Genomic DNA, 25,928 nt, shown 5'->3' with positions numbered 1-25,928 from the left:
GGATTGCAACGCTGCCCACATGCCATCGCCTTATCCGGATGTCGAATCATTGCACGTCGCCGGTGGCGAGCAAAGTGTCGAACTGTTGCTCGTCGATGATCGGAATGCCCAATTCCTCGGCCTTCGTGGCCTTTGAGCCGGGATTGGCTCCGACGACCACCCAATCCGTCTTCCTGCTCACCGATCCGGAGGCCTTGCCGCCACGGCGTTCGATGGCCTCCTTGGCCGATTCGCGGGAGAAATGCTCAAGGGTGCCGGTGACCACCACACTCTTGCCCTCCAAGGTCTGAGGAAGCCCTTCGTCATACGTGCTCATGCCCACCCCGGCGGCTTTCCACGCCTGTAGCACACGACCGCGCCAATTGCCCGGCATGCGAGCCTCCGCGAAGAATGTCGCAATGGAATCGGCGATCTCCGCTCCTATGCCGTCGATCTGTTCGAGTTCCTCGGCACTGGCGTCGGCCAACGCATCGAGTGTCTTGAAATGCTTGGCCAGCGTGAATGCGGTCGGTGGGCCCACATGGCGAATGGAGAGTGCTACAAGGACGCGGCTCAGATCGGTGTGCTTGGCCTTCTCAATCTCATCGAGCATCTTCCTGGTGTTCTCGGTGGGTTCCTCGATGCGCGGCCGCCCATTCCTGCCATGGCCCACGATCACGGCATCCGGTTTGACCTCGTATTCGGGGTTGCCTTCGGCGTCTCTCACCGTCTTGCGATTCGCGTCCTTCTTCAGCGGGGCATCCTTGACGCCGGACCAGAAAGCCGGCTCCCTATGCCACAGGCCGGAACCACCGAGACGATGGCGCACCTTCCTCTCCTTGCCATGCGAATCCACGTGCCTGCGCACTTCGATGATCTGCGCTTCACGCCACACATAGACATCCCGGAGGTCGCTTGCTTCGAGGTCGAACAGATTCGCTTCACTGGTGAGTACGGGCTCCTGGATGGGCGGAAGTTCCAGCCCGCTCGGAGCCAGATACGGCGCCGGCTCCTCGCCTGGCTCCACCACGATCTCGCGCACACCCGGGGCGTAGGCTTCCACCGAGTCCGGCCTGTTGTCTTCGGGGTTCGTCAGCGCCACCGCGCTTTGGTCACCCAGATGCTCGATGTCGAATGCCTTGCGGGCCGCCAGATTGATCACACGTTCGGCAAGCTGGGCCGGGCAGCTTTCTGAATTCGGGCATCGCAGGTCCTTGTCCCCCTCCTTCTCATACCGCAACACGGTGTCGCAGGATGGGCATCGCGTGGGCATGACGAACTCGCGTAGGTCCTGTTCATGCCCTTCACGTTTGGCGATTACTGGGCCGACCAGTTCGGGGATCACATCGCCAGCCTTGCGCACCACCACGGTGTCGCCTATGAGAATGCCTTTGCGTTTGACCTCGTATGCATTATGCAGCGTGGTGCGTGACACCGTGGACCCAGCCACATACACCGGGTTCAGTATGGCCACCGGTGTGACCCTGCCGGTGCGCCCGACCTGCACCACAATATTGAGGAGCTTCGTATTGACCTCCTCGGGCGGGTATTTGTAAGCGATGGCCCAACGTGGTGCGCGTGAGGTGCTGCCCAGCCTGCGTTGCAATGCCAGGTCGTCCACTTTGACCACAATGCCGTCGAGCGCATGCTCGATGTCACCCCGGTGCTCGCCGTAGTATTCGATCATGTCGAGGATCTGGTCGAAGTCGGTGACCTCGCGATTATGGGGCGAAGTCGGCACCCCCCATTTGCGGTACATCGTGTAGGCATCCGACTGATTCCGCACCTCGTCGGCCACATCCACCGGTTTGCCCGGCCCCCATATCAGTTCGCCGATGCCATGTGCATAGAAACTCAGGTGCCTCTGTGCGGTGATGCGCGGATCCTTCTGGCGTAGCGATCCCGCGGCTGCATTGCGTGGATTGGCAAACGGAGGTCTGCCCGCGTCTTCGTTCGCCTCGTTGAGTTTGAGGAAATCATCCCACCGCATGAACACCTCGCCGCGAATCTCCACCATATCGGGAATATCGCCTTCCGGACCCTCCAGATTGGCGGGGATGGAGTGTATCGTACGCACGTTCATCGTGATGTCCTCGCCGGTGACCCCGTCGCCGCGAGTGAGTCCCTGCGTCAGAACTCCGTTGCGGTAGATGAGGTTCAGGGCCAGACCGTCTATCTTCACCTCACAGGTCATGGGCAGCGGCTTGTCCTCCGGCCATTCGAGGTCCTTGCGCACACCATCGTACCAAGCACGCAGTTCCTCGAAGGAGAATACATCATCGAGGCTCATCATCTGGGAGGGGTGCCGTACCGCCGTGAAGTCGTTCGAGAAGGTGCCACCCACCCGATGGGTCGGTGACTGAGGCGTGTCAAGCTGAGGAAACTCCGACTCCAGCCGTTTGAGGCAATTCATGCGCGCATCGTACGCTGCATCGGAGGAAAGCGGGGCGTCCTTGACGTAATAGGCCACCTGATCGCCCTCCACCCAGGCACTCAGACGCGACCACAGGCGCACCGCCTGCTCCACATTGAGCTTCGACACGTCGAGGTCATCAAGTTCCATCGCATCACTGTCGATGTCACGCAATGAGTCAATCCACGGATCCGAACCGATCGGATACCTGTCGAGCTGCTCGTCTGCAATCAATGCATCTTCCATAACCGGATTCCTCCAAATCCTACCCAATCCGAAACGCCACGGTCATGGCCCATTGGTCAATCCTACGCATACACGCACCAGCGAGGGTGCCGGACGCGTCCTATGCCGTCGTCCTACGCATTCAGCGAGCGCAGGAACTGCATGCCTCCTGGACCCAGATTACCTCCCTGCAGCGCATACCAGCTCACGTTGAGTGCCTGTGCCACGGGGAAGATCTTCTCGTTGGTGGCGGTGAAGGCAGCGTCGCGAATAATCTGCGCGCATTCCACCTGCGGCCACACCGGCACGTCATGTCGCATCAGGACGCCGACGGCCTGGACACCGGTCTGTGCGATCTGTTCGCCCTGTGCCATGGCGAGGTTGCGGAATCGTTCGAGCTCGGCACGTTGCGCGGGTGCGAGGTTCTGGGTGAGCGACGTGGCGAGGTTGCCGGCCGCCACTGCGACGGCGGTGTCGCCTTTCATCCAGCTGGCGCAGGCGAAGTAGTAGTATGCGTTGGCGGCATCCACCGGGTCGCAGGCCACGCGCAGTGCGTTCAATGCGGCGGCGCGCACCGAGTTCCAATCCTCCGACGCGCATAGTCGTATGGCCTGTTGGATGTGTACGCCGGCGGTGGCGGGCGCATATCGCACCAACGTATTGAGATGGGTCATCGCCTCCTCGCCCCTGTCATAGCGGAACAGTACTTCGCCCATGTCGAGATGAGCTTGGAACAGCGCATCGGGCACGAGGGCGATGCGCTCGTCCGGCATGGCGAACAGCCGGTTGTACACCACCCGGTCGGTGTAGGAGGTGAAGTAGTGCGGCACCACGCCGTCCGATTCGAACATCTCGTCGAGTTCGCCGATCACGCGTTCCATGTTCACGATTGCCCCCTCCTCATCACCGGAGAACACCATCTCCTGTGATTTACGCCGTGCGTCGGCGAGTGCTCTCTCCACGGTGCTGGTGATCTGCGGTATGGGGGTGCCGTCGATGATTGCGGTGGTGATCTCGGTGGCATGCCCGCGCAGTTCGGGGTCGCCGCATTCCTCGATCAGATTCATTGCATAGGTGGCCTTCCGGTCGGCACGTAGGTTGTCGTTCTTTGCGGTGTCCGCAATGAGTTCTAAGGTGCCCCGGAACAGTTCCTCTCGCGAGATCGACAGGTCGCGTACATTGTGTGCGCCCAGTGATCGCGCCACTGTTGCATCGAGAGGCCTGTCGCGTCGTTCCGGAATCGTGTAGGCGGCGTCACCGGTGAAGCGTGTCTCGTCCATGCTGAAGCCTGGTTCGACCGGTCGGAATCCTTCGGTGCCATCGTAATCGTATTGCGCACCGAACGCGTCATATACGGCGAACGGGTCGGCACAGCTGTTGGCGTGCATGTAGTCGATGAATTCATCACGCGTGAATGTGACGGTGAGCAGGTGCTTTATGGAGGGATTGCTGTTGCGCAAGCGGTCGAATTCCTCGTCCACGTTCAGGAGGGATTGCACTGTGTCGTCCTCCGATTCGGCATGATGCATCGTCGTCTCATCGGACGATGTGGATCCGTCGTGCTCGAGCAGGTCGCGCAATTCGCGGTCGAAGTCGGTATCGGCCTGCATGTCCTGCGTCTGAACCCCATCATGCTCATCGTCGCCGACTCCCGAGGTTTCTTCCGGGTCGGAGAACAGGGCGCTCCCGCGTTCGCCGAATCTTCCCTGACCGGCGTGCGCGGTGAAATCCTCAAGATTCGTCAGATCGGAGATTTGCGTCATCGCGTTGTCCATGAGCGTCTTGATGGCGTTGTCACGCTCGTATACGGCCTCCTCCAATCCGAGGGAATCCATGCGCAGTGAGACGCATCTGACCTGCTCGCTGGCACCGAATGCGAGGGAGGCGAAAATGAGTCCGATCTGCAGATTGTATTCCGCACTGATCCGCGAACGCTCGGCCTCATCAAGTTCGGTCATGGCGCCGGATCGCATGTTGATGAGCTCGTCGGGCATAAGTGTGCGACTCGCCGAGGTGAAGGCGAAGGACACCTCACCTTGCTGCAGGTTCGAACGGAAATCCGTGTCGAATCTGAAGGGCAGCCATAGGGCATTGACTGCATTTGCAAGGGCATGCCGGTATATCCATTCGCTGCCGGCGAGATGCCGGACGTCAACGGCAATGCCGGCCTGTGAGGCGTCGAGCGACGCAGACAGCGACATACCTCTGCCGAAATGCAGGTAATCGTCTACGCGGAAACATTCGGGGTCATCGAGAATATGCACCGGATGGGTCGGCGGCAAGGCGGACAGCGATGGATTGCGCAATAGACGGCGGTCGATGCGGGCGACCTGTTTGAACGTCACGGTGTCTTCGATCGGCTGTTCGCTGTGGGCGGCATTGTAATCGAGCCACTTGTCGATCAGCAGGAACCGGTTGACCGCCCCTTCGAGCTTGAGGCTCGTGAGCATCGCATCATATGGCATGCGCTTCTCCCATACGAGGAAACGCGCATGGGAGACGGACGATTCGATCATATACAGCGGCTCCCTGCCATGGTCTGCCTCCAATTCGGACAGGTCGCCCATGACGCCTATGCGTCTCATCGTGTCGGCGAAATACTCCTCGAGACCACTCACCCGCATGCGATGCGCACGTGCCGTGTCCGTCTGCGCCACGCTGGTGCGAATGGCTGCGAGCGGTGAGAATCGACGGAAATTCGAAATGATGTTGCCGGCGCCATATCCCTGCAGACCGCCATTGACCGACACCGCAAGATAGAGGTGGAAGAAGCACACAGCCATGAGATCTCGGTATTCGAGATCCGTGCGCAGGCGTGCAGGCAATTCGGCACGGGCGTTTTCAATCGTATACCGGTTCGCCGATTTGAGGAAACGAGCGAGCCAGGCCATGCGTCCGTTGCCGTCACGACCCTGAATATCGCCGACAAGTGCTCGTGCCGAACCCTCCACGGTGGCGATGTGCGCCGGTTTCGTCCCGCCGAATCGGGAATCATCATCGGTCACGAGCGAATCGGTGACGTCAAGCTCCAGATCCGGTTCGCGCACATCGAGGTTCGCATACAGGTCGCCGGTCATATACACGGCGCCTGTGTCATCGGCCATCGCCAGCGTGCCAAAACGGCCATGGGAAGTGAAATAGCCGAGGGCGAATCTGCGCAGGCCGGGCATCTGCACCCAACCGACGCGATCGAACGGCAGTCCTGTCCCGTCCACCGAGAACGACCGGCGGCGCATCAGCGGATTGAGCACGATCGTCTCCGCCGACGGCATTTTGACGCCAAGCAGCGGATTCGTCGGAGTCGGCGTGAACATGTTATGCATGGGCAGCGCGCCTGCGAACATGCTTTGCGCCGTCGACTCCACCTGACGCGCATATCTGGCCGCATTGACACCCAGGTTCCTCAGCCATCGCGCCGGCTTGCGTGGCCGCGGGTCGGAAGTGTTCGAATTCGTGCCTGTCATGTGTTCCAATCTACACGCCAAGGCGCAATGTGTCTGCCGATTACCCGCACAACGTCACGGCAGTTACTCGCATGCCGTTAGAATGACGCATGTGAACACACCTGCACGCCGGACCCATCCGCTCATCGCCGCGCTCGTCGCCGCGCTCGTCATTGTGCTCGTGGAATGCCTCGTATTCAATTTCGCATGCCTGCGCTCACACTCCGCGCGTCCTGCCAATGCCTCGCAATCGTTGATCGAGCAGGGGGCGAACGGCGCCGCCAATCCGCTGGTGGCACTCGGCCCAGGCCTCGCATTGCATGGCACCGGTCTGCTGCGGGTCACCGATGCAACCAAGGCATATGTTGACGTGTCTTCGAATGGCTCATCACCCTACGCGCAGGTGCTCATGACCTCGCCGAATGACATTGCCCGCGCCAGAACGACCATGACCCAGGCCCAACGCGACGAGCTCTACCGCGAGCTTGTGCATGTGCGGCTTGACGGAGGTCGCATGCAGACCGTTGCCGTCGATGCCCCGCGCTCCACCTACCTGCCCTACCAGGATTCCGAAACCCGGCATGCGCAGTCTAACGGTGACCACACGGTGCGCCTGTGGATCGAGGAGGCAACCGATTCCCTCATTCCGATCGTGGGCCTTGACGCCAACGCACGCGTACCGTTCAGCTGGAACTGGGCGCAGGTGCTGCTCATGGCCGCGTTTGCCGCCTTGCTTATCGCATTCTCACCCAGAAGCCGCCTGTGGCTCATGCCACTCGACACCGGTTCGCGATTGCAACGTGGCGCATTCACCATTGGGGCGCTGGCGCTCGCCGGCTATACGGCTGTCCAGATCTACTGGCAGATCGCCGGGGCCGCACCGATGGCATACCATACCCCGGGCCGATACTCCTACGACTACGACCAATACGACCATGTCGCACAAGCTCTCATGAACGGCCATGCGTGGCTCGATCTTCCCGTGCCGGAACAGTTCGCCCAATTGCATAACCCCTATGACACGGCTGCGCGCGACCATCTGCTCGAGCAGGGCGTGACGCACATCTACTGGGATTACGCATATCACGATGGCCATTGGTATTCCTATTTCGGTGTGCTTCCTGCGCTGCTGCTCTTCCTGCCCTACCGTGCCATCACCTCGCTGTTCGTTCCCGGCGGTCTCATGTTGCCGAATGCGAGCGCCGACATGCTGCTCATGCTCGGTGCAGCGATCTTCGGCTGCCTGCTGGTAATTCGCCTGCTCAAACGCATGCCGGTGCAGGTGAGCGTGGCCACCTGCGCGCTCTCCTGCCTTGCATTCGTGCTCGGTTCGAACCTGCTGTATTTCTGGCATCGCACGAATTTCTATTCGATTCCCTTCGCCTCCGGCCTGTGCCTGACCTTCCTGGGAATGTGGCTTTGGCTCGGCGCCCCCGTCACGCGAAAACGCACATGCACGCTGGGGTGTTCCGATTCCGCGGATGACTCCCCCTCACTGAGCCTTCGGCATGTGGCATTCGGCGCGCTGTGCATCGCCGCTACCGTCGGCTGTCGCCCCACCTTCGCATTGACGGCATTGCTTGCCATTGCCCTGTTCTTCCCGCAGGTGCGCGCGGTGTTCAGCGCATCCACATGGAGGGAACGTGCCATGCGCATTCAGGCGTTGCGTTTCCTGTGCGCGCTCATCATACCTGCCATGCTCATCGTGATTCCGGTGATTGCCTATAACGCCATGCGCTTCGGCTCGCTCACCGATTTCGGCAATGCCTACCAGATCACTGTGGCGAACATGACCGACTTCCACACGCCGCTCTCGCAGATGCCACGCGCATTGTGCTATTACCTGTTTCTGCCGCTCACCTTTGGCAATGACTTCCCATGGCTTGAGCTCACGGCTGCACCGACGCCCACCTGGTTCTTCACCGAGACGACGCCCGCCGGCCTGTTCGTGCTGATGCCGCTCGCCCTGTTGGCCTTCGCCGTCCCGTTCATGAGACGCCCGCTCGGCAGACTGTATGCCACGCTGACCTCCATGCTCGCCCTGGCCATGGTGCTGCTCGTGTTCGATGCCTATGTGGGTGGGTTCGCGTGGCGGTATTTGGCGGATTTCTCCTGGCTCGTCATGCTGTGCGCGTTGGCGGTGATGGCATGGCTTGTGGAACGGCGCCCCATCTGGCGTGTGGTCTTCGTCATCGTGCTGGTGTATGCCATCATGCTCGCATTGGCCTCCATGTTCGTCATCGGTCGTGATGACGCCATGATCAACATCATGCCCTCGAGATTCGCCGACGTGCGTTCATGGTTCACGTTGCTGCCGTGAGGCGGCATGCAGTCGCCCTCCGCTGTTCGTTCTGCGTGTAGGCCACCATGCACATATTTGCAGACTACAATGTTCGGCATGGGATTGCTCACATCGCTGTTCAAAACGACCAGACCCGTAACACCGCCGCAGAAGGTTCGGTTTGGCTTCGACCATGCCACATACGCATACGATGCTCAGACGTACGGCGTGCGCGACATCTCACTCGATCTGTCATGTTCAAACGGCAACACGGCGATCATAGGACTCAACGGAGCTGGTAAATCCACGCTCATCGACCTCATGAACGGCACGCTCACGCCGAGTTCCGGGAAGATCGTCGTCGAGGCCGATGGCAGGAGCTACGATGCGTCGCATGGCGGCAGGGCGCAGATTCAGCGCATTGTGGGCACCGTGCAACGTGAGGCGGATCTGTACCGATTGCGGCACAATGTGAGCATCGAGCAATCCATCGATGAACTGCTCAGGAAATACCGGCTCACCACCGTACAGCGTCTGGCGATCGCCGGTGACGCACTCGCGAAGTTCTCATTGGACGCGAACATGCGCACCCCGCTCGACGAACTCGATGGCGAGCAGTTGCACCTATTCGCCATCGCCCGCGCATATGCCGCCAATCCGGGTGTGCTGCTTGCAGACGAGCCCATGCGCGGGCTTGATGAGATCAGTTCGCGGCATGTCGCGCGCCGTTTGTTCACCTGCGGCAAGCCGGTTGTCTTCGCCACGCATAATGTCGATCTCATCCGCAATGACGAATTCAACATCACGCGTGTCGTTGTGATGGACGAGGGTGAGATTGCATTCGACGGCGAGCCGGCGAGTGCATCGGCGTACTATGCACAGCTCATCCGCAGCAAATACCGTCAGATCTCCTCGACACAGTGACGCACGGCACTGAGCACCAGACGCACATGCGCGTCGAACCGGTCCGGTTCCGGCAGCAGTGATATCGCCAAATACCCATTGGCTTCCATGTCGAAGAAGTAGCCGGGCTGGCCGGACGTGGCATTGTCGCGAATCATCGTCGTCACCAGCTCGTTCTCGTCGATGAATGAAGGGAAGCGCAGCAGCACGTTCCATCCTCCTTCGGCGCGGAGCACGCTCACCACACCGAGATCGTCCGCATCGAGCAGCCGGTGCAACGATTCCAGATTCCGTGTGATGCGCTCCTGCACGCGGTTATGTTGACTGTCGAGTTTAGCGATCATGTCATCCATGCGTTCGGCAATGAGTTCGCTCATCGGCAGGAAGTCATCGGCGATCACGTCGAGCCGGCGCATCGCCTCCCGAACATCGTCGTCGGGACCGCTGATCTCGATCCAACCCACCTTGGCGTGCGGCGCGGCGAGACGCTTCGAGAAACCGTCGAGCGCGAACGTGAGCGCACCGCGCTCGCCAGCGAATCTTCTGTTGCCCTCGAATGGCTCCAGCGCATAGTCGAAGAACACCTCGTCCGCAATGAGTGCGATGTCGAACTCGCGGCACAGTTCGATGAGATGCTCCCGTTCGCCGGCTTTGACGTATTGGCCGGTCGGATTGTTCGGATTGATCACAATAAGCGCACGGATGTGTCGCGCCTCTTGCCTGTCGCGCTCCAGCATGGCCCGCAATGCCGGGATGTCCATGTACCAGGAACCGTCGAATTGCAATTGGTATTCCACCGTCTTCGCGCCGCAGAGACGTGCGATCGACTCGATGAGCGGGTATCCCGGTTTCGGCGCGAGCACCGTCTCCCCCGGATTGCATAGCAACATCATGAGCCATGCATAGGCCTGCGATGTGGAACTGAGCAAATACAGTCGCTCCGGATCCGGGCATCCTATTGCCTCGGCAAGGCGACGCCGTGCCTCCATCTGGCCACGTGGCTGTGCCCGATACACCTGCGGGAGCAATTGCGGCGCGAGGCCGTGCGCCGTGGGATTCGAGTCATTGAGTTTGTCGAGGTCCACCCCACGAGCCTTGGCCTCTGCTTCGCACGCGGCGATTGGATTCGGCTGGCTCACATCGATTCTGCTGGAAAAACGCACGACATAATACTACTCCCATCGTCGTCCATATCAGGGCGAATACGATTGGAGGCGCCATGGGATCCCATGGCGCCTCCAACCTTGCATGAATGTAATGCGACCTACTTACTTGGCCGACTGCTGGCTGGCGTAGTAGGCGGCACCCACGATGCCCGCCTCGTTATGCAGCTTGGCGGCGACGATCGGGGTTTTGATGTCGATGTACGGCAGGAACTTCTCGGAGACGCGGCTCACACCACCGCCGACCACGAACAACTCGGGGCTGAAGTACAGCTCCATGAGACCGTAGTACTTGGTGAGGCGCTTGGCCCACTTCTTATAGCCCATGTCGAGCTTTTCACGGACCGAAGATGCCGCATACTTCTCCGCATCGCCCTTGCCCTTCGGCAGTTGGATGTGGCCGAGCTCGGTGTTGGGGATGAGCACGCCATCGTAGATCAGAGCGGTGCCGATACCGGTGCCGAGGGTGGTGGCGATGACAAGCCCCTCCTGGCCTGCCGCCGCACCGAACGCCTGTTCCGCCAGACCGGCCGCGTCCGCGTCGTTGACCACGGTGACCGGGCGACCGCATGCCTCCGAGAACACCTCGGTCACGTCCACACCAATCCACGACTGATCGAGGTTCGCCATGAAGTCGAGCTTCTTGCCCGGCTTGATCGGAGCCGGGAACGCAATGCCCACCGGCACGTCCTCGGGCACTTCGAAATGCTCGAGCTGCTGGCGCACGATATCTCCCACGGCCTTGGGAGTGGAGTGCTCGGGGGTGAGGATCTTCAGGCGGGGTTCGGCGAATTCGCCCTTCTCCAGATTCACCGGGGCGGCCTTGATGCCCGAGCCACCGATGTCAACGCCGAATGCTTGTGCAGTGTCAATCATTGCAATCTCCCTTGCCGTTCGAATCCGAGGCGTGCACTCGTTGCATGCCCCATACCCCATATTGTGGCGTATTTGTCGGACATGAAAACGCTGGATAGCTTGATTTTCCTTATACGGTACACAATTGGTAGGCATCGGAAAGCAATCGTTTGCCGTTCCGGCGATTCATTATTAATACATCGCATTAACAAATAGGCGGCCGATACGGGCCGCGCCCCATCCGATATCGCCCATATTGTGGATAACGGTTCGGCAAATCCGTGCGGTGGACTATACATGGGTAGTGCAATTTCAGGGAAGGTGAAACTCCTTACTGGCGGTAGCGCAACGGGCCCTGCCCGCATGCGGAGCCCGCAACCCGCGCAAGCGGTGGATCTGGTGCGAGTCCAGGGCCAACGGTTACAGTCCGGATGAAAGAAATGAGCTCACATGAGTGTTTTTTCACACCCAGATTCGACTTCAACCAACCAAGTCTCCAGCAGTCACTCCACTGGGACGGCAGACCGTGGACGTTGGTCCACGCAGCGCATCGCCATGTATGCGCTGTTCGTCGCGCTCGCCATGGCGGTCAGTTTCATCGAGATCCCGTTGATGCCCGCCGCACCTTGGCTCAAATACGACCCATCGGGCATCGTCTGCATTCTCGCAGGCTTCGCATTCGGCCCCTCGGGTGCGGTCATCGTCAGCGTGCTCGGGTTCGTGCCTCATCTGTTCGTCAACCCGCTGGGCGCAGTGATGGCGATTCTCGTGGCGCTCGGATATTCGCTGCCGGTCGCCTTCATCTACCGCAAGCGCCCCACACGCGCAGGTGCGCTCACCGGCATTCTCTTCGGCGCCGCTGTTGCACTCGTGGCGGCCATCGTGGGCAATCTGTTCATCACCCCGCTCTACGCGCATATGAGCATGCAGCAAGTCGCCTCGATGATCGTGCCGATTCTGCTGCCGTTCAATCTGCTCAAATTCGTAATCAACGGCGTCGTGAGCTTCCTGTGCTACCGCCCAGTCTGCAAGCTGCTCACCCGATGAGCGACACGGGATTCCAGATCGAACTTCGGCATGTCGGATTCTCCTATGACGGCGGCGCGACATGGGCACTCGACGATGTGAACCTTGGCATTCGTGCCGGCGAGCGCGTGTGCATCGTCGGTGCGAACGGGTCGGGGAAATCCACATTGTTACGTGTGATGGCCGGACTCAGCGCGCCCGACACGGGTTCCGTGACGCTCATGGGGCACACGGTGTTCACCGACGAAGGTGGTGCCGACGCCGATGCGTATGCATGTGCACGGCGTGGCATCGGCGCGGTATTCCAGAATCCCGAGGATCAGATCGTCACAACGGTGACCGCCGACGATGTGGCATTCGGCCCGGAGAACCTCGATGTGCCCTCCGATATGATCGGAGCGAGGGTGCATGATTCACTTGCCTGCGTCGATATGCTCGCGGCATGGGGGGCCGACCCCACGCATATGAGCGGCGGTGAGCAACAACGCATCGCCATCGCCGGTATGCTCGCCATGCGCAGCCGTCTGCTTGTGCTCGATGAACCCACCGCCATGCTCGACCCGCAGGCGCGCGCCGAGGTGCTGGCGTTGCTCGACCGCATCCAGGCATCGGGAACGACCTTGCTGATCGTCTCGCACCTGCCCGAGGAACTGCGGCATGCCGATCGCATCGTGCATATCGAGCACGGCAGGATCACCAGTGAGGATTGCGCACGGCACACGCCGCAATACGACCAACATTGCCCCAGTGTGACCACGTTCGCCCAGCTCGACGCGTTGGCCCGACATGTCAACACCGAGCATGCCGCCATAATTGGGGCCGCCCTAACCGCCGTGGAGTTCGATAACGTGTCGTTCCGCTACGAGCGGGAATCGGCGGACGTGCTTAACCATATGAATCTACGGATTCCACGAGGATGCCTGACGGCCATCATGGGCCCGAACGGATCCGGGAAGACCACATTCGCACGCCTGCTGTGTGCGCTCGACAAACCGCGCGACGGCCGAATCGTGGTGGAGGGCATCGAGGTGACGCGAGCGAGACGACGCGAGCGCAGACGCTTGCGTCGAGTGCTCGGATTTGTGATGCAGCACCCCGAACGCCAGCTATTCGCCGGAACGGTGGCCGACGATGTGGCGTTCGGTCCAACCAACCAGGGTTTGGATGCGGCACAGGTGCGTGAACGCGTCGATTGGGCTTTGGAGCTCGCCGGCGTGTCTGACCTGCACGACAGGAATCCGTTCGAACTGTCAGGCGGCCAGCAGAGGCTGGTCGCCATCGCCGGAATCATCGCCTGCGATCCGTCAGTGCTGGTGTTGGATGAACCATGTGCAGGGCTCGATACCTCGGCGAGCAGACGCATCGAGCATCTGATGCAGACCCTTCGCGACAGGGGGGTCACCATCATCCTCATTTGCCATGACCCCGATCAGGTGGACCGTTTGGCCGATCAGGTTATCCTGTTCGGCAATGATCAACAGGCACTGGATCACGCAGATAGCGGCGGTGAGATCCAGCGTGAGGCACTCTCCCCCACCGACACGGGTTACTCCTGGGTGTCCGGCCTCGACCCACGCGTGAAGATCGTATGCCTCCTCACGGTGATGTGTGCGGCCTTCGCCATGAACACCTGGGCCCAGTTGGCCGTGGGTGTGCTGCTGACGGCCGCTCTCTGGGCCGCCAGTCGTGTCGGCTTCACCGGACTATTGCATTCGGTGCGTGGCTTCCTCGCCCTATTCACGGTCATGGGTGCCCTCAACATCGGTGTCGTTCATACCGGTGATGTGCTGGTAAGAATCGGTCCGCTGCCGATCACGACCGGCGGCGTGTCCGTCGCCATCATCTACACGGTGCGCTTTGCCATCGTGCTGATATTGGGTGCCCTGTTGCTTGAGACCACGACCCCCACCCGTCTGACGGCGGCGTTCTCTTCGTTGCTCTCACCGCTGCGTCGGCTGCATTGGCATACGCAGGAGACGGCACTAGTACTGTCATTGGCCCTGCGGTTCGTGCCCACGTTGACCCAAGAGGCACTCTCCATTCGAGATGCGCAGGCGATTCGTGGCGGTTCCATAGAATCGGGATCCCTGCCACAACGGGTCAACGCAATGTGCGCGACCATCATACCGGTGTTCGCCGGCGCCATACGCCATGCCAACAACCTGTCGTTGGCTCTGCAGGCTCGCTCCTTTGAAGAGGGGCGTCCCCGCTCCATCTGGCATGTCATGCGCATACGTGGCCGTGACATCGTGCTCATAGCGTTCACCGTGGCGACGTTGGCGGCCATAATCGCCATGAATGTGTTCACAATATGAATTGCAGTTGCGCTCAAAGCGAATACTCATGCAAAATATTCACAACGACACCCGTCATGTACGATGACACAATCACCGCGCACGGCGGCGCCGACGAATGAGGTTGACGCGAATGGCATTGAGCGCCGTTCCACCCACGTCGAATGTATGACGCACGGTTCGTCCCACAAGGACCCAATGCCGTAGGCGACGCACATGAGTCGTGACCACCCGCCGCATGGCGGGTGGTTTTTTATTTCCGCACTCCTCTCCACTGCCGCCTTGTTCTCACAGAGCACGATGCTGCATGTCCGTTGTTCAGGGCCATTAAGATGAAACGCAGAAGAATATGCCCACCGCAACTACAGAAACGAGGAAGTCATGGCATTGCAGGATGGCGAACATACCATCGCACTGAACAACGAGGTGCTCATGCCCGAAATCGGCTTCGGCGTATGGCGCGCCGAAGAGGGCCCCGAGACGGTGAACGCCGTCAAGGCCGCGCTGGCCAACAACTACCGCCTCATCGACACGGCGGCGTTCTACAAGAACGAGAAGTCTGTGGGAGAGGCCATCGCCTCGTCCGACGTGCCGCGCGACCAGATCTTCGTGACCACGAAGGTGTGGAACGACGACATTCGCGCCGGCAAGACGAAGGAGGCCTTCGACAAGAGCCTCAAGCTCCTCGGTCTCGATTATCTCGACCTCTACCTGTTGCACTGGCCGGTCGAAGGCTGGCAGCAGGCATGGAAGGAGCTGGAGACGCTCTACCGTGACGGCCGCGTCAAGGCCATCGGCGTATGCAACTTCGAGCAGGACCAACTCGAAGAGCTGCTGGACCTCGCCGAGATCAAGCCTGCCGTCAACCAGATCGAGTCCAATCCGCTCTTCGCCAATCAGGATCTCATCAACTTCTGCCACGGCAAGGGCATCGCAGTCGAGGCATGGCATCCGATGGGAGGTCGGGGCAGTGATTTGTTCGAAAACGAGACGCTGCGCGACATCGGCGACAAGTACGGCAAGTCCCCTGCCCAGGTGATGATTCGCTGGCACATGCAGCGTGAGGTGATTCCACTGCCGAAGTCGGTACACGAAACCCGCATCGTGCAGAACATCCACGTATTCGACTTCGAACTGGGCGAGAACGACATGGCCCGGATCAACGCGATGGACACCGGCGAACGTCAGGGTGCGGATCCCCACCACGTCGACTTCTGATCGCCACTGATTGGCTGCACGGCATGGCTGCCGGTTGGTCGCATCCGGAAGGGTTGAGGAACGTAAAAGGGCGCTTGCGATTCAGTGACGATACCCTTCCGGATGCGACCAACCGGCAGCCATGCCGTACATCCCTCGTCGCATTCAAACCGCCATTGCGGTCGGCACGCATTGACCCAGCGCTCCGGTACGATGGAGCGGACTGTTACGCACGGAATCTGTAAGACAACTGGGTTTCCAAAGGTAGGAACAAGAATATGGCATTGACGAAGAAGCAGATCAGGCAGCTGCGCGCGATGGCGAACCAGCTCAAGCCGCTCGTGCAGATCGGCAAAGGCGATCTGAGCGGCAACGTGATCAAGCAGGCGGACGAGACGATCGAGAAACGCGAGCTCATCAAAGTGCAGGTGCTCGACGGTTCGGGCATCGACGCCAAGGAGGCCGCACAGGGGCTTGCGGATCGCATGGGGGCCGAGGTCGTTCAGGTGATCGGCAACCGTGCCGTGCTCTACCGTCGTTCACATCGCGACGACATCGAGCACATCCAGCTTGTGCGCGAATAGAACGAATGCAAAGCCTTTACGGATGAAAACGCCCGGCCCACATGAGCCGGGCGTTTTCATTGGCACATCAGTCGCGTGCGGCGAGGCGCGGAGCATCCGCGAATCTGCACACCGATACCGGATCAGCGCGACGTGAGGCCCTCCCACTGCGGTTTCCAAGTCATCTGGCGGTCATAGGCGCTCGCCCAGAACATGTACTCGTATTCGACACCACGCACGAACGAATCCACCAGTCCACGCCGGCGCTCCTCGCCCACGTCGGCAACGCGGCGTTCGATCTGTGCGAGCAGCCATACGGAGCTCTGCCAGAACTCGTCGGTCTTGTACATGTCGATCCACTGCCGGTATGGATTGTGCTCGAGTCCCTGCGCAAAATCACGTGCCAGCCGCTCGCCATAGTCGGCGTACACCCACGCGCAGGGCAGCACGGACACCAGGATGTCGAGCAGATCGCCCGAATACGCGGTGGTGAGCATGTTCGTCGTGTAGGCGCGCGCGAATGCGGACTGCTGGCCGTGCAGCACCTTCTCCTCGGTCAGGCCGAATGATGCCAGATAGTCGCGATGCAGTGAGGTCTCCACATGCAGGATCGCGTCCTGCACACCCGCCATCCATGCCATCACCTCGCGGTCGTCGGTCTTCGTCACGGCGAGCGCATGCACCTTTGCATAGGCGCCAAGGTAGAGCTCGTCCTGCATCAGGTAGAACGCGAACTTCGAACGGTCAAGGGTTCCAGCGCCGAGTTCCTGTATGAACGGCTGCCTGTAGCCCTCTTCCCATACAGGATCGGCGGCCTGACGCATGCGCAATGCGAACGGTGGCAGGTCGGTTCTGGTGATGGTGATCGGCATGGATTTCGCCATATGATGTCTCCCTACGTAGGTATTGACCAACAGGTTCAAAGGGTCACGCTGCCGCGTTCTCAACTCGTCTGAGTTCCCCCGCATTCCCGTATTGTCACATGGTCGGCAGACGAAGCGGCATGTCGTCTCCATGCATGTTCGCCGATGGACATCGTGCGTTTGGCCGCGTATCCATGCCGGCCTACACTGTCGGTATGAGATTCATCGGTAATTTGATCTGGCTTGTTCTGGGCGGTCTGGAGATCGCCTTCGCCTGGTTTGTGGTCGGCCTCGTGCTTTGTGTGACAATCGTAGGTATCCCGTTGGGTGTGCAGTCGTTCAAAATGGCCCAGCTCACGCTCACCCCCTTCGGCAAACACGTCGTCTACGGCGGTTCGGTGGGTTCGCTGCTACTCAACATCGTATGGGTGGTCCTGGTCGGCTGGTGGATGGCGCTTGGGTATCTCATTGCCGGTGTGCTGAATTGCATCACGGTGATCGGCGTGCCTTTCGGCATTCAGTCATTCAAGATGTGTAAGCTTGCCCTGTGGCCTTTCGGCACCACCATTGACTGACCCCACACGCAATGACGGTGGCCGGCGACCTTGGTTCCCAAGGTCGCCGGCCACCGTCATTGCGTATATTCACCAGCATCAGTAGCCATGGGAGTGCAGGTATTTATCGTCGAATCCGAAATAGTGCCCCAGCTCGTGGAGCACGGTCTTGCGAATCTGTTCGATCATCTGCGCATGCGTGGCGCAGATGCGTTCATGGGGACCTTTGAAGATCGTGATGCGGTCCGGCAGCACGCCGGCGTATCCGGTGGTGCGCTGGGTGATTGGCGTGCCTTGGTAGAGGCCGAGCAGCTCGCCATCTCCGTGGGTCATGCTGACGTATTCGCTGTCCGTTGGCTCGTCGGCCACCGTGATCGCGATGTTGGAGAGGGCCTTTTTGAACCGTTCGGGGACGGAGCGGACCGCCTCGGTGACGGTCCGCTCGAATTCAGGTTCGCTCATATGCATGTCGACGCCTTTTCGAATCAGTCACGACCGAGCGGATTGACGCCCTCATTGGCCGGCGACGTCTCGTTGTCGAACATCAGCGCATGCAAGTGGTTGTCGAGGTAATCGGCTTCCTGATGCGCCTCGGTGTCCTCCTTCGGCGTGTGGGGTTCCATGGGCATCTCCATGCGACGCACCATGCCGCGATTCTCGTAGAAACCGTAGTCGCAATCTGTGTCGGTGTACAGGAAGTAGTGCTCCACATTGTTCACTTTGAATTCATTGAGCATCCAGTCGAACAGATGCTGCCCTACGCCCTGACCGCGCATGTCCTCGCGCACAATGAAGAGCACGATCTCGCCGTCATAGGCGTGGCCGTCCTTCTTCGCCTGCTCGATCATCTGCCGGTCGGCTTTCTCGGCGTTGAGCATGTTCTTCAGCGCCTGATGAGCCGACTTGTTGAAGAAGAGCGGTCCCATGATCTTCATGACGCTGCGATGATGCTGGTTGATTCCCTTGCGGGTCTCCTGTGCATCGATTCGTCCCAGAATGGCACCGACCACTTCACCATCGCGTACAGCCACTTCGGCGGTGGTCGTGCGTGCCAGACAGTATTCGAGATCTATCTGGGCAAGTTTCGTCTGCAGATCCTCATCCATCTGTGGATCCTGCTTGTGCCACGTCTCGCACAACATCTTCGTCAACGCGGGGTAATCGGTGCGCTGCAACGTCCTGTAACTGATCGAATCATTCATAACCCCAAGTGTATCCCCACAGCCGCATGTGGCCGCCAGCTTCAACCTATTGGCGTATGCGCCGTGACCGGCGATCCTTGCCTTCCTCCACAAGTTCCCTTATACGCTTGAGCAGCCCGACGAGCACGCCGTTCTCCAAGCATTCGGCAAGGTAACCGTCGGAACGGCGTTCACGGTACACAATCATGGTGATCAGAGCGCTCACCAATTCCATGTCCAATGAATGCACATTCAGAATCTTCGGGTCCACATCTGCATCGAGTCCGTAACGACGCAACGTCTTGGTGAAATCCGCCGAGCACCGGGTGAGTACGGAATCGATGAAGCCGAGCATGATCGGCTCGTATACCACGTACGACACGCTGCTCATCACGCCGGGCATTGTCATGAACTCGGTGTGGTACAGGTCGCCGGTGTCGCTTTCAAGGGGTTGAATGTATGCGGTGAGCCATTCATAGGTATCCCGGGAATCCTCATGCTCACGCATCACGTCGAGCATATTGGCGTAATGCTCGAACTGGCTGCCCGTTCCCCGCTCCCCTTCGCGCATCGACACGCCGCGTTCGACGTCGAGATCAATGGCGAACCGGAACTGCTGGGCCAACTGCAGAATCGTGGCCACCTCATGCCGACATACGTGCAGACTTTGTGCCTGCTCACACGAGCACATCATGCGCGACAGCAAATTATGACGCATAATGATGTCGACGGTGTGCATCTCGGTATCATCGGCCACCTCGGCATGGAAAATGCCGAATGGCACGAAATGCAACTCGCGGACATCACCGTTCTCCCATAGCTGCTTGCCGCCCATCAACGATTCAAGGGAGGCGAATCGAGCCAGTTCGGTGAGCGGCCTGCCGAGTCTCATCGACTTGTCAATGAGACTCAGTCGTGCATGCGTGCCGGTGAGCAGAAGCCTCTTGGCGACGTCGCTGATTTCGAGTTCCTGCGCCGCCCGCTTCATTTCATCGGTATCGGAGGCCGTGTGGCGCATGGGGTCCCGGTTCTCCTCGATCACCCGCCGCATGTCGGCGTTGAGTATTTCGGTCCCCGGCACACGATGCCATGCAGCGACGAGTCGCAGCACCTTGGAATTCTCATACAGCACGATGAAGTTGCGTCCGATCGAGGCCTGCCACCACTCATCGAGGGCACAGTTCTCGGGGTCGAGCAGCGCGTCCTTCACCACCTTCCAGCTGGGTAGGTGGTCGATGTCCGTGTCGAAGAGCTTCGCGATGTTCTCCTTGAACGCTTCGGAATACATGACGCCGCCAGTGACGCCCGAAAACATGAGCGCTCTGAACGAACGGTAAGTGAGGGGCACCGATTCAATGTCACATTGTTCGTACACGGTGCCGGGACCATAGGTGATGAGAGGGTCCTCCCCCCGTTTGGAACCGTCGAGGGTGGGGTATTCACACAGCACGATGGCACCACAGTTCTCGCATTGCTCGAGAATGCGCCCACCAGGTAGCGTGACTCCGGTGTTGAATTCGCAATCGTAGTTGTAATGCGCCAGTGATGACGACGGGATGAAACCGAACATGTTCGGGCCGGTGTGGCCGAGGCCATAGAGGTGCGCGCCGCAGATGCATTGCCGTCGGACCATGCCTACCCTCTTTCCACTCCCCTGTTCACATGTGCATTCCGTGTAAGCGTTACGAGAATTTCCAGAATGCACGTCCATCTGGACTTTATCCGATCCGAAGGGAGCTGTGCGTCGTAATATTTTTAGAGGAACCGTCTAAGATGCCATTGATTGTCTGTTCATTTGTCTAATTTGAGCATAGTTCGCTTTCAGCAAATTATCAAGCGCGATTTACACTCTTCAAGCTATTTTGTCTATTTTTGTATGGGACTCTATCGGCAGTTTTGCACGGCTTACGGGTTACTACGCCGTAGGAAACACCTAAACGGGATTTTGTATCCTCAATCCTGTATTCCTTAAGTATGACAAGTGAAAATCATTCCAACGCGCAGCAGCCCGCACCAAGCGCAGACGAAGTGACCAACGCCGGCATCGTCAAGGAGTACACCACCCCACTCAAGCACGAGATTGATCCGGACATCAATCTGTTCGACTTTCTGGAAGGGCGCGCGCAGCGCAATCCCGACGGCTCCATGGTGAGCTACAAAGACGCCAGCGGCATCTGGCAGACCTTCTCGGCCACCGAGTTCCGAGACAAGGTGGCAGACATCGCCAGGGGACTTATCGGATGGGGCGCACGCGCAGGCGAATCCATCGCGATCATCGCGCACACCCGTTGGGAGTGGGTTGCTCTTGACATGGCCATCATGTCCATCGGCTGCGTCACCGTGCCGGTGTATGAGACCAACTCACCTGCGCAGATCCGCATGGTGTTCAACGACGCCGAAGTGGTGCTCGCCTTCGCCGAGGACGACGCGCAACGCGACAAGCTCGAATCCATCGCCAACGACACCCCGTCGATGCGTGGTTCATTCGTCATAGATTCGGCCGCTATTGACGCAATCATCGCCTTCGGGGCCAACGTGACCGAGGAGCAGTTCCTCGAGCGCAAAGCTGCCGCCCATGGCGACACGTTGGCCACAATCATCTACACCTCCGGATCCACTGGCACCCCCAAAGGCGTGGAGATCAGCCACGGGAACATGGCCGCCGAATGCATGGACGCCCTACAGTACATGCCTCGCGCAATAGACATCCCCGACCGCCGCTTGCTGCTGTTCCTCCCGCTTTCCCATGTGTTCGCACGATTCATGGCCACGGTGGCCTTTGCCGGCACACTCACTCTCGGCCTCACCAGCAATATGAAGACGATCATCAAGGACTTCGAGGACTTCGGCCCCACTCTGCTGCTCGCCGTTCCGCGCGTATTCGAAAAGGTGTACAATGCCGCCTCCCAACGTGCCGGCACTGGTTTCGCCGGCCGCATGTTCGCCCGCGGCGTACGTGTGGCACGCGAATGGAGCAAGGCCGAGCAATCCGGCAACGGAATTCCCGCAGGCTTGCGCATGCGCCATGCGTTCTATGACGCCGTTGTCTACAAGAAGATTCGCACGGTGTTCGGCCCCAATGCCGACTTCGCCATCACCGGCGGTGCGCCGATGGATTCGGATCTGGCCCATTTCTACAATGGCATAGGCATGCCGCTGCTCGAAGGCTATGGCATGACGGAGACCTCGGGGCCCGTCTGCGTCTCATTGCCTGAGAACAACCACATCGGCACCATCGGGCAGCCTCTGTGCGGCACGACCGCAGGCATCGCCGAAGACGGTGAACTGTGCTTCAAGGGGCGCGACATCTGCATGGGGTATCACAACCAACCGGAGGTGACCAAGCAGCAGATCGTGGATGGCTGGCTGCATACCGGTGATCTGGGTGACATCGATGATGAGGGCTTCATCCATCTCACCGGCCGTAAGAAAGACCTCATCATCACCGCCGGCGGCAAGAACGTCTCCCCCGGGCATTTGGAAACCACCGTGATGACTTCGCCGGTCGTAGCCCAATGCCTGGTGATCGGTGACCGCAAGCCGTTCGTGGCGGCTCTCGTCACCCTCGACCTCGAAGATGCGAATGCATGGTTGACCTCGCAGGGAGCCAAACCGGCAGCCGATCTGGAAGAGCTTTCAAAGAACCCAATCGTGCACACCGAAGTGGAGCGCATTGTGAACAAGGCGAACGAAGGGGTCTCCCGGGCTGAATCGATCCGCAAGTTCGAAATACTGCCCGACGAATTCACTTCGGAAAACGGCATGCTCACACCAAGTCTCAAGACGCGTCGCAAGCAGATCATCGACCATTACCGCAAACTCATCGACACGGTCATCTACGTGCCACGCAAAAAGGCCAGCTGACCAGCTTTCGGAATGCATATAAGGAGGCCTGTGCGATTCCCGGGAATCGCACAGGCCTCCTTATATGCACATGGCCTCATGCACGCCGCTCCATGCGGGCTTTGTTCAGGGCAAAAGCCCGAGCCAGCATAATCCAAGACACTGCGACAATGGCCAGCATGACGGCGAAAGTCCATGTGCCGCCAACCGCAGTGGCACGCCTGTATACAGACGTTCCCTCGGCACCATGGCCAGCCTGCGCGATGGCCAGGATGGTGGAGAACAGCGTGGTGCCGGCCGCGCCACCGAATTGCAACGCAGTGTTGAATACGGCGTTCCCATCCGGCGTGAACTCATGATGGATGCCGGAGATGGCGTCCGTCATGATATTCGAGAAGCCGAGGGCATACCCCACACCGAAAATGAAGTAGAACGACGCCATAAGCACGGACGTCAGATGCAGGGAGAAGACCAGGAACAGCGCCAAGGCGCCAAGGCAGCAGGCGAATGCCCCCAGAATGGGCTTGGTGGGACCGTGCTTGTCGTACAGCATGCCGCCAACCGGTGCAAAGAACGCGCCGATGAGGGCCCCCGGCAGCACAAGCATTCCTGCAACGAGCGCACTCGTGCCAAGGCTCAGCTGCGCAAGGTTGGTGATGACATAGCCGAAGCCGATTCCCACCATGGGCAGCAGCATGTATGGAATGAGGTGGAGGACCACCACCTTGTCTTTGAGCCATCCCAAACGGATGAGCGGCGAGAACGAGCGGCGAGACGACCACACGAAGAACACAAGGGCAGCCATGCCCGCAGCGAGACTCACGATGGCGATGGCGGCCGACCGGCCCCACGGCTCACCGGACACGCCCTCACTTATGGCCACGCCACCTTGGTTCAGTGCAAGAATCATGCCGGCAAGCCCCACGATGATGGCGAGGAACTGCAACGGATTCAGACTCACCGCCTCCGTGGGCTTCGTCTGCGTGATGCACTTGAGTCCTATGGGCAACGAGATGAGCACAATAACGGGGATGACGATGACGAAAATCGAACGCCACGGCCAGATACTGGCCACAGCACCACCAACGGTGGGACCTATGGCCGGGGCGACGGTGATGACGAGCGACCCCACGCCCATGAGCCTACCCACCTTGGAGCGGGGAGACTGTTCAAGAATGATGTTGATCATCAGCGGCGTCGCGATGCCGGAACCCACACCTTGAATGACGCGGGCAATGATGATGACAGGGAAGCTGGTGCCCACGATCATGATGAACGAACCGACAACAGCGAGCGCCACAGCTGTCACGAACACGGATTTCATCGTGAAACGACGCTTGAGATAAGAGGAGACGGGCATGGTGACACCCACCGATAGCAGATAGATCGTGGTGATCCATTGCACGGTTGCAGTGTTCACCGAGAACTCCACCATAAGTTCGGGGAACAGTACGGTCATCACGGTCTCGGTCAGGATTCCTATGAACGCCAAGGATCCCACCGAAACGATCGAGCCAATGAGCTTCGGGGAGATGCGGTCGTCATTCGCCGCCGTGTTCGCGATCCTCTTCTTTCCGGCCTGTGTCGGTCGCGTCGTCATTCTTGCCTTTCATCTGTGAGCGTTGAGTTTCACCGGGATGCTCAGTATGCGCAGGATCCACCGGTTCCGTCGGTTTCCGTTCCGTCTGGGTCGGGGCCGGTGGAGCCGGTTCGCCGTGTATGATGGCGCGAATCCGGTCGAGCCGCGGACCTATCTCTCGTTCATAGCCGCGACTGTTGGGATGATAGTATTCACGCCCGACGAGCTCGTCAGGCATGTACTGCTGTTCCACCACCGCATTCGGGTAATCATGGGCATAGCGGTATCCCTCGTGATTGCCCCACGATTTCATCAATGTCGTGGGTGCATTGCGAATATGCAGCGGCACCTGACCTATGAGCCCCGCATCCACATCGGCCAATGCCTGATTGATGGCCATATAACTGGCATTTGACTTCGGCGCGGTCGCCACCGCTATCGCAGCCTCCGATAGAATGATCCGGGCCTCCGGCATGCCGATCATCTGCACCGCCCGAGCCGCAGCTACGGTGGTCTGCAGGATCTGCGGCGCTGCCATGCCGACCTCCTCGGCAGCGGCGATCATGATGCGGCGCGCGATGAACCTCGGATCCTCCCCGGCCCGGATCATGCGGGCCAGGTAATGCAGCGTGGCGTCCACATCGGAACCTCTCATCGATTTGATGAACGCCGAGATCACATCGTAGTGATCGTCACCGTTCCTGTCATACCTCACAGCCGCCACGTTCATCACGGTGGAGACCACGTCTGCAGTGATCTCGGCAGGAACGTTCGATCCCGATTCGTCAACGGCACCTGCTGCCGCCTCAAGTATGGTCAGAGATTTCCTGGCATCTCCACCTGCCAGACGAATGATCTCATCCACGGCATCGTCTTGCACACGCACCTTGCCCCCCAAGCCACGAGGGTTCGACACCGCCCGTTCGATCACCGTCCGGAGCTCTTCAGGTTCCAACGATTCGAGTTTGACCACGACGGAACGGCTCAGCAGCGGTTTGATCACCGAGAAGCTCGGGTTCTCCGTGGTCGCCGCGATGAAGGTCACGTCACGGTTCTCCACGCTGGGCAACAATGCATCCTGCTGCGATTTGGAGAAGCGGTGCACCTCGTCGATGAACAGAACGGTCTCTTTGCCCTGACTCACCAGTCGCTCATGGGCACGGCGCAGCACCTCGCGAAGATCCTTGACGCCGGACGTGACGGCGGAGAGTTCCTCGTACTGCCGCCCGGATTGCTTCGCGACTATATGGGCCAGTGTTGTCTTGCCCACACCCGGAGGGCCGAACAGAATCACCGAGCTCGGGGCGGTGAGCGAACCCGTCGAGGCGGGGTCGGCGAGACGACGCAATGGGGAACCCGGCGCAAGCACATGGCGCTGCCCCACCACCTCATCGAGGGTGGTCGGGCGCATACGCACCGCCAGCGGTCTCACCACGTCTTCGGATGGGTCGCTCGCCGCGAACAGGTCGTTCGTCATGTCATCGCTCATAGGCAACAGTGTAACCACTACAACGAATTCGAACAAATGTTCGACGTTATGGTGTGTCCATCATGCTCTTCGACTAG

General features: G+C 59.7%; 18 protein-coding genes and 2 riboswitches. Of the genes, 8 read left to right on the top strand and 10 right to left on the bottom strand.

What is annotated here, in order from left to right; genetic code table 11:
- Window positions 1-46 precede the first annotated feature (46 nt).
- Window positions 47-2,638 carry an NAD-dependent DNA ligase LigA gene (ligA, locus tag BANAN_RS03485; RefSeq protein ID WP_014697559.1) on the bottom strand — a complete coding sequence of 864 codons (2,592 nt, stop codon included), beginning with the start codon at window positions 2,636-2,638 and terminating at the stop codon, window positions 47-49.
- 113 nt (window positions 2,639-2,751) lie between these two features.
- Window positions 2,752-6,081 (bottom strand): hypothetical protein, encoded by a 3,330-nt coding sequence (locus BANAN_RS03480; RefSeq protein WP_014697558.1) that lies wholly within the window; start codon window positions 6,079-6,081, stop codon window positions 2,752-2,754.
- An 82-nt stretch (window positions 6,082-6,163) separates the two neighbouring features.
- Here BANAN_RS03480 and BANAN_RS03475 point away from each other — a divergent pair, with 82 nt between their 5' ends.
- Together BANAN_RS03475 and BANAN_RS03470 are read left to right on the top strand one after the other, a co-directional pair.
- On the top strand, window positions 6,164-8,380 hold the full coding sequence (locus tag BANAN_RS03475) for a hypothetical protein (protein WP_014697557.1): 2,217 nt from the start codon (window positions 6,164-6,166) through the stop codon (window positions 8,378-8,380).
- Window positions 8,381-8,449: 69 nt separating this feature from the next.
- A complete protein-coding gene (locus BANAN_RS03470) occupies window positions 8,450-9,265 on the top strand; it encodes an ATP-binding cassette domain-containing protein (protein ID WP_014697556.1) in 816 nt (271 codons plus the stop codon).
- Here the strand turns inward: BANAN_RS03470 and BANAN_RS03465 are convergent.
- Both BANAN_RS03465 and ppgK read right to left on the bottom strand, forming a co-directional pair.
- On the bottom strand, window positions 9,244-10,407 hold the full coding sequence (locus tag BANAN_RS03465) for a pyridoxal phosphate-dependent aminotransferase (RefSeq protein WP_041776981.1): 1,164 nt from the start codon (window positions 10,405-10,407) through the stop codon (window positions 9,244-9,246). The two genes, BANAN_RS03470 and BANAN_RS03465, sit on opposite strands and share 22 nt — an antisense overlap.
- 105 nt (window positions 10,408-10,512) lie before the next feature.
- Complete coding sequence (ppgK, locus tag BANAN_RS03460) at window positions 10,513-11,283, bottom strand: polyphosphate--glucose phosphotransferase (protein WP_014697554.1); 771 nt, start codon at window positions 11,281-11,283, stop codon at window positions 10,513-10,515.
- 283 nt (window positions 11,284-11,566) lie between these two features.
- A riboswitch (FMN riboswitch) is annotated at window positions 11,567-11,709 on the top strand.
- A gap of 3 nt (window positions 11,710-11,712) precedes the next feature.
- Between ppgK and BANAN_RS03455 the strand changes: the two genes are divergently transcribed.
- The 4 genes from BANAN_RS03455 to BANAN_RS03440 all read left to right on the top strand — a co-directional run bounded on the left by BANAN_RS03455 (window position 11,713) and on the right by BANAN_RS03440 (window position 16,363).
- Window positions 11,713-12,309: an ECF transporter S component gene (locus BANAN_RS03455; protein WP_041776980.1), complete on the top strand. Its 597-nt coding sequence runs from the start codon at window positions 11,713-11,715 to the stop codon at window positions 12,307-12,309.
- Window positions 12,306-14,603, top strand: a complete 2,298-nt coding sequence (locus BANAN_RS03450; protein WP_014697552.1) for an energy-coupling factor transporter ATPase — start codon at window positions 12,306-12,308, stop codon at window positions 14,601-14,603. Before BANAN_RS03455 ends, BANAN_RS03450 begins: the two co-directional genes overlap by 4 nt.
- A 360-nt stretch (window positions 14,604-14,963) precedes the next feature.
- Window positions 14,964-15,800, top strand: coding sequence for an aldo/keto reductase (locus BANAN_RS03445; RefSeq protein ID WP_014697551.1), 837 nt, complete (start codon window positions 14,964-14,966; stop codon window positions 15,798-15,800).
- Between the two features lie 257 nt (window positions 15,801-16,057).
- Window positions 16,058-16,363 (top strand): YhbY family RNA-binding protein, encoded by a 306-nt coding sequence (locus tag BANAN_RS03440; protein ID WP_014697550.1) that lies wholly within the window; start codon window positions 16,058-16,060, stop codon window positions 16,361-16,363.
- 122 nt (window positions 16,364-16,485) lie between these two features.
- Here the strand turns inward: BANAN_RS03440 and tenA are convergent, their stop codons facing one another.
- Complete coding sequence (tenA, locus tag BANAN_RS03435) at window positions 16,486-17,226, bottom strand: thiaminase II (RefSeq protein WP_014697549.1); 741 nt, start codon at window positions 17,224-17,226, stop codon at window positions 16,486-16,488.
- Window positions 17,217-17,316: riboswitch (TPP riboswitch) on the bottom strand. It overlaps the preceding gene by 10 nt.
- Before the next feature lie 104 nt (window positions 17,317-17,420).
- Between tenA and BANAN_RS03430 the strand changes: the two genes are divergently transcribed.
- Entirely contained in the window at window positions 17,421-17,780 is a 360-nt protein-coding gene (locus BANAN_RS03430; protein ID WP_041777112.1) for a YccF domain-containing protein, read from the top strand.
- Between the two features lie 78 nt (window positions 17,781-17,858).
- Here the strand turns inward: BANAN_RS03430 and BANAN_RS03425 are convergent, their stop codons facing one another.
- Genes BANAN_RS03425 through BANAN_RS03415 form a run of 3 tightly spaced genes read right to left on the bottom strand, consistent with a single transcriptional unit; the run spans window position 17,859 to window position 20,573 of the window.
- A complete protein-coding gene (locus BANAN_RS03425; RefSeq protein WP_014697547.1) occupies window positions 17,859-18,227 on the bottom strand; it encodes a metallopeptidase family protein in 369 nt (122 codons plus the stop codon).
- 17 nt (window positions 18,228-18,244) lie between these two features.
- Window positions 18,245-18,961, bottom strand: a complete 717-nt coding sequence (locus BANAN_RS03420; protein WP_014697546.1) for a GNAT family N-acetyltransferase — start codon at window positions 18,959-18,961, stop codon at window positions 18,245-18,247.
- A gap of 46 nt (window positions 18,962-19,007) precedes the next feature.
- Window positions 19,008-20,573 carry a DUF6508 domain-containing protein gene (locus BANAN_RS03415; RefSeq protein ID WP_014697545.1) on the bottom strand — a complete coding sequence of 522 codons (1,566 nt, stop codon included), beginning with the start codon at window positions 20,571-20,573 and terminating at the stop codon, window positions 19,008-19,010.
- Window positions 20,574-20,914: 341 nt separating this feature from the next.
- Between BANAN_RS03415 and BANAN_RS03410 the strand changes: the two genes are divergently transcribed.
- Window positions 20,915-22,804, top strand: a complete 1,890-nt coding sequence (locus BANAN_RS03410; RefSeq protein ID WP_048340834.1) for an AMP-dependent synthetase/ligase — start codon at window positions 20,915-20,917, stop codon at window positions 22,802-22,804.
- Between the two features lie 76 nt (window positions 22,805-22,880).
- Here the strand turns inward: BANAN_RS03410 and BANAN_RS03405 are convergent, their stop codons facing one another.
- Window positions 22,881-24,383: an MFS transporter gene (locus BANAN_RS03405; RefSeq protein ID WP_014697543.1), complete on the bottom strand. Its 1,503-nt coding sequence runs from the start codon at window positions 24,381-24,383 to the stop codon at window positions 22,881-22,883.
- Window positions 24,325-25,839 (bottom strand): replication-associated recombination protein A, encoded by a 1,515-nt coding sequence (locus tag BANAN_RS03400; protein ID WP_014697542.1) that lies wholly within the window; start codon window positions 25,837-25,839, stop codon window positions 24,325-24,327. The genes BANAN_RS03405 and BANAN_RS03400 overlap by 59 nt, the downstream gene beginning before the upstream one ends.
- Between the last annotated feature and the right edge of the window lie 89 nt (window positions 25,840-25,928).

It is taken from the genome of Bifidobacterium animalis subsp. animalis ATCC 25527 (genome assembly GCF_000260715.1).
In the GTDB taxonomy this organism is placed as follows: Bacteria; Actinomycetota; Actinomycetes; order Actinomycetales; family Bifidobacteriaceae; genus Bifidobacterium; species Bifidobacterium animalis.
The sequence above is the reverse complement of the archived record's forward strand: the minus strand, read 5'-3'. Positions and strand labels throughout refer to the sequence as shown.

Bases quoted from the DNA above. Each gene is read 5' to 3' on its own strand.
- ligA (WP_014697559.1), bottom strand. From the start codon at position 2,638: ATGGAAGATGCATTGATTGCAGACGAGCAGCTCGACAGGTATCCGATC.
- BANAN_RS03480 (WP_014697558.1), bottom strand. From the start codon at position 6,081: ATGACAGGCACGAATTCGAACACTTCCGACCCGCGGCCACGCAAGCCG.
- BANAN_RS03475 (WP_014697557.1), top strand. From the start codon at position 6,164: ATGACGCATGTGAACACACCTGCACGCCGGACCCATCCGCTCATCGCC.
- BANAN_RS03470 (WP_014697556.1), top strand. From the start codon at position 8,450: ATGTTCGGCATGGGATTGCTCACATCGCTGTTCAAAACGACCAGACCC.
- ppgK (WP_014697554.1), bottom strand. From the start codon at position 11,283: ATGATTGACACTGCACAAGCATTCGGCGTTGACATCGGTGGCTCGGGC.
- BANAN_RS03455 (WP_041776980.1), top strand. From the start codon at position 11,713: ATGAGTGTTTTTTCACACCCAGATTCGACTTCAACCAACCAAGTCTCC.
- BANAN_RS03450 (WP_014697552.1), top strand. From the start codon at position 12,306: ATGAGCGACACGGGATTCCAGATCGAACTTCGGCATGTCGGATTCTCC.
- BANAN_RS03445 (WP_014697551.1), top strand. From the start codon at position 14,964: ATGGCATTGCAGGATGGCGAACATACCATCGCACTGAACAACGAGGTG.
- BANAN_RS03440 (WP_014697550.1), top strand. From the start codon at position 16,058: ATGGCATTGACGAAGAAGCAGATCAGGCAGCTGCGCGCGATGGCGAAC.
- tenA (WP_014697549.1), bottom strand. From the start codon at position 17,226: ATGGCGAAATCCATGCCGATCACCATCACCAGAACCGACCTGCCACCG.
- BANAN_RS03430 (WP_041777112.1), top strand. From the start codon at position 17,421: ATGAGATTCATCGGTAATTTGATCTGGCTTGTTCTGGGCGGTCTGGAG.
- BANAN_RS03425 (WP_014697547.1), bottom strand. From the start codon at position 18,227: ATGCATATGAGCGAACCTGAATTCGAGCGGACCGTCACCGAGGCGGTC.
- BANAN_RS03420 (WP_014697546.1), bottom strand. From the start codon at position 18,961: ATGAATGATTCGATCAGTTACAGGACGTTGCAGCGCACCGATTACCCC.
- BANAN_RS03415 (WP_014697545.1), bottom strand. From the start codon at position 20,573: ATGGTCCGACGGCAATGCATCTGCGGCGCGCACCTCTATGGCCTCGGC.
- BANAN_RS03410 (WP_048340834.1), top strand. From the start codon at position 20,915: ATGACAAGTGAAAATCATTCCAACGCGCAGCAGCCCGCACCAAGCGCA.
- BANAN_RS03405 (WP_014697543.1), bottom strand. From the start codon at position 24,383: ATGACGACGCGACCGACACAGGCCGGAAAGAAGAGGATCGCGAACACG.
- BANAN_RS03400 (WP_014697542.1), bottom strand. From the start codon at position 25,839: ATGACGAACGACCTGTTCGCGGCGAGCGACCCATCCGAAGACGTGGTG.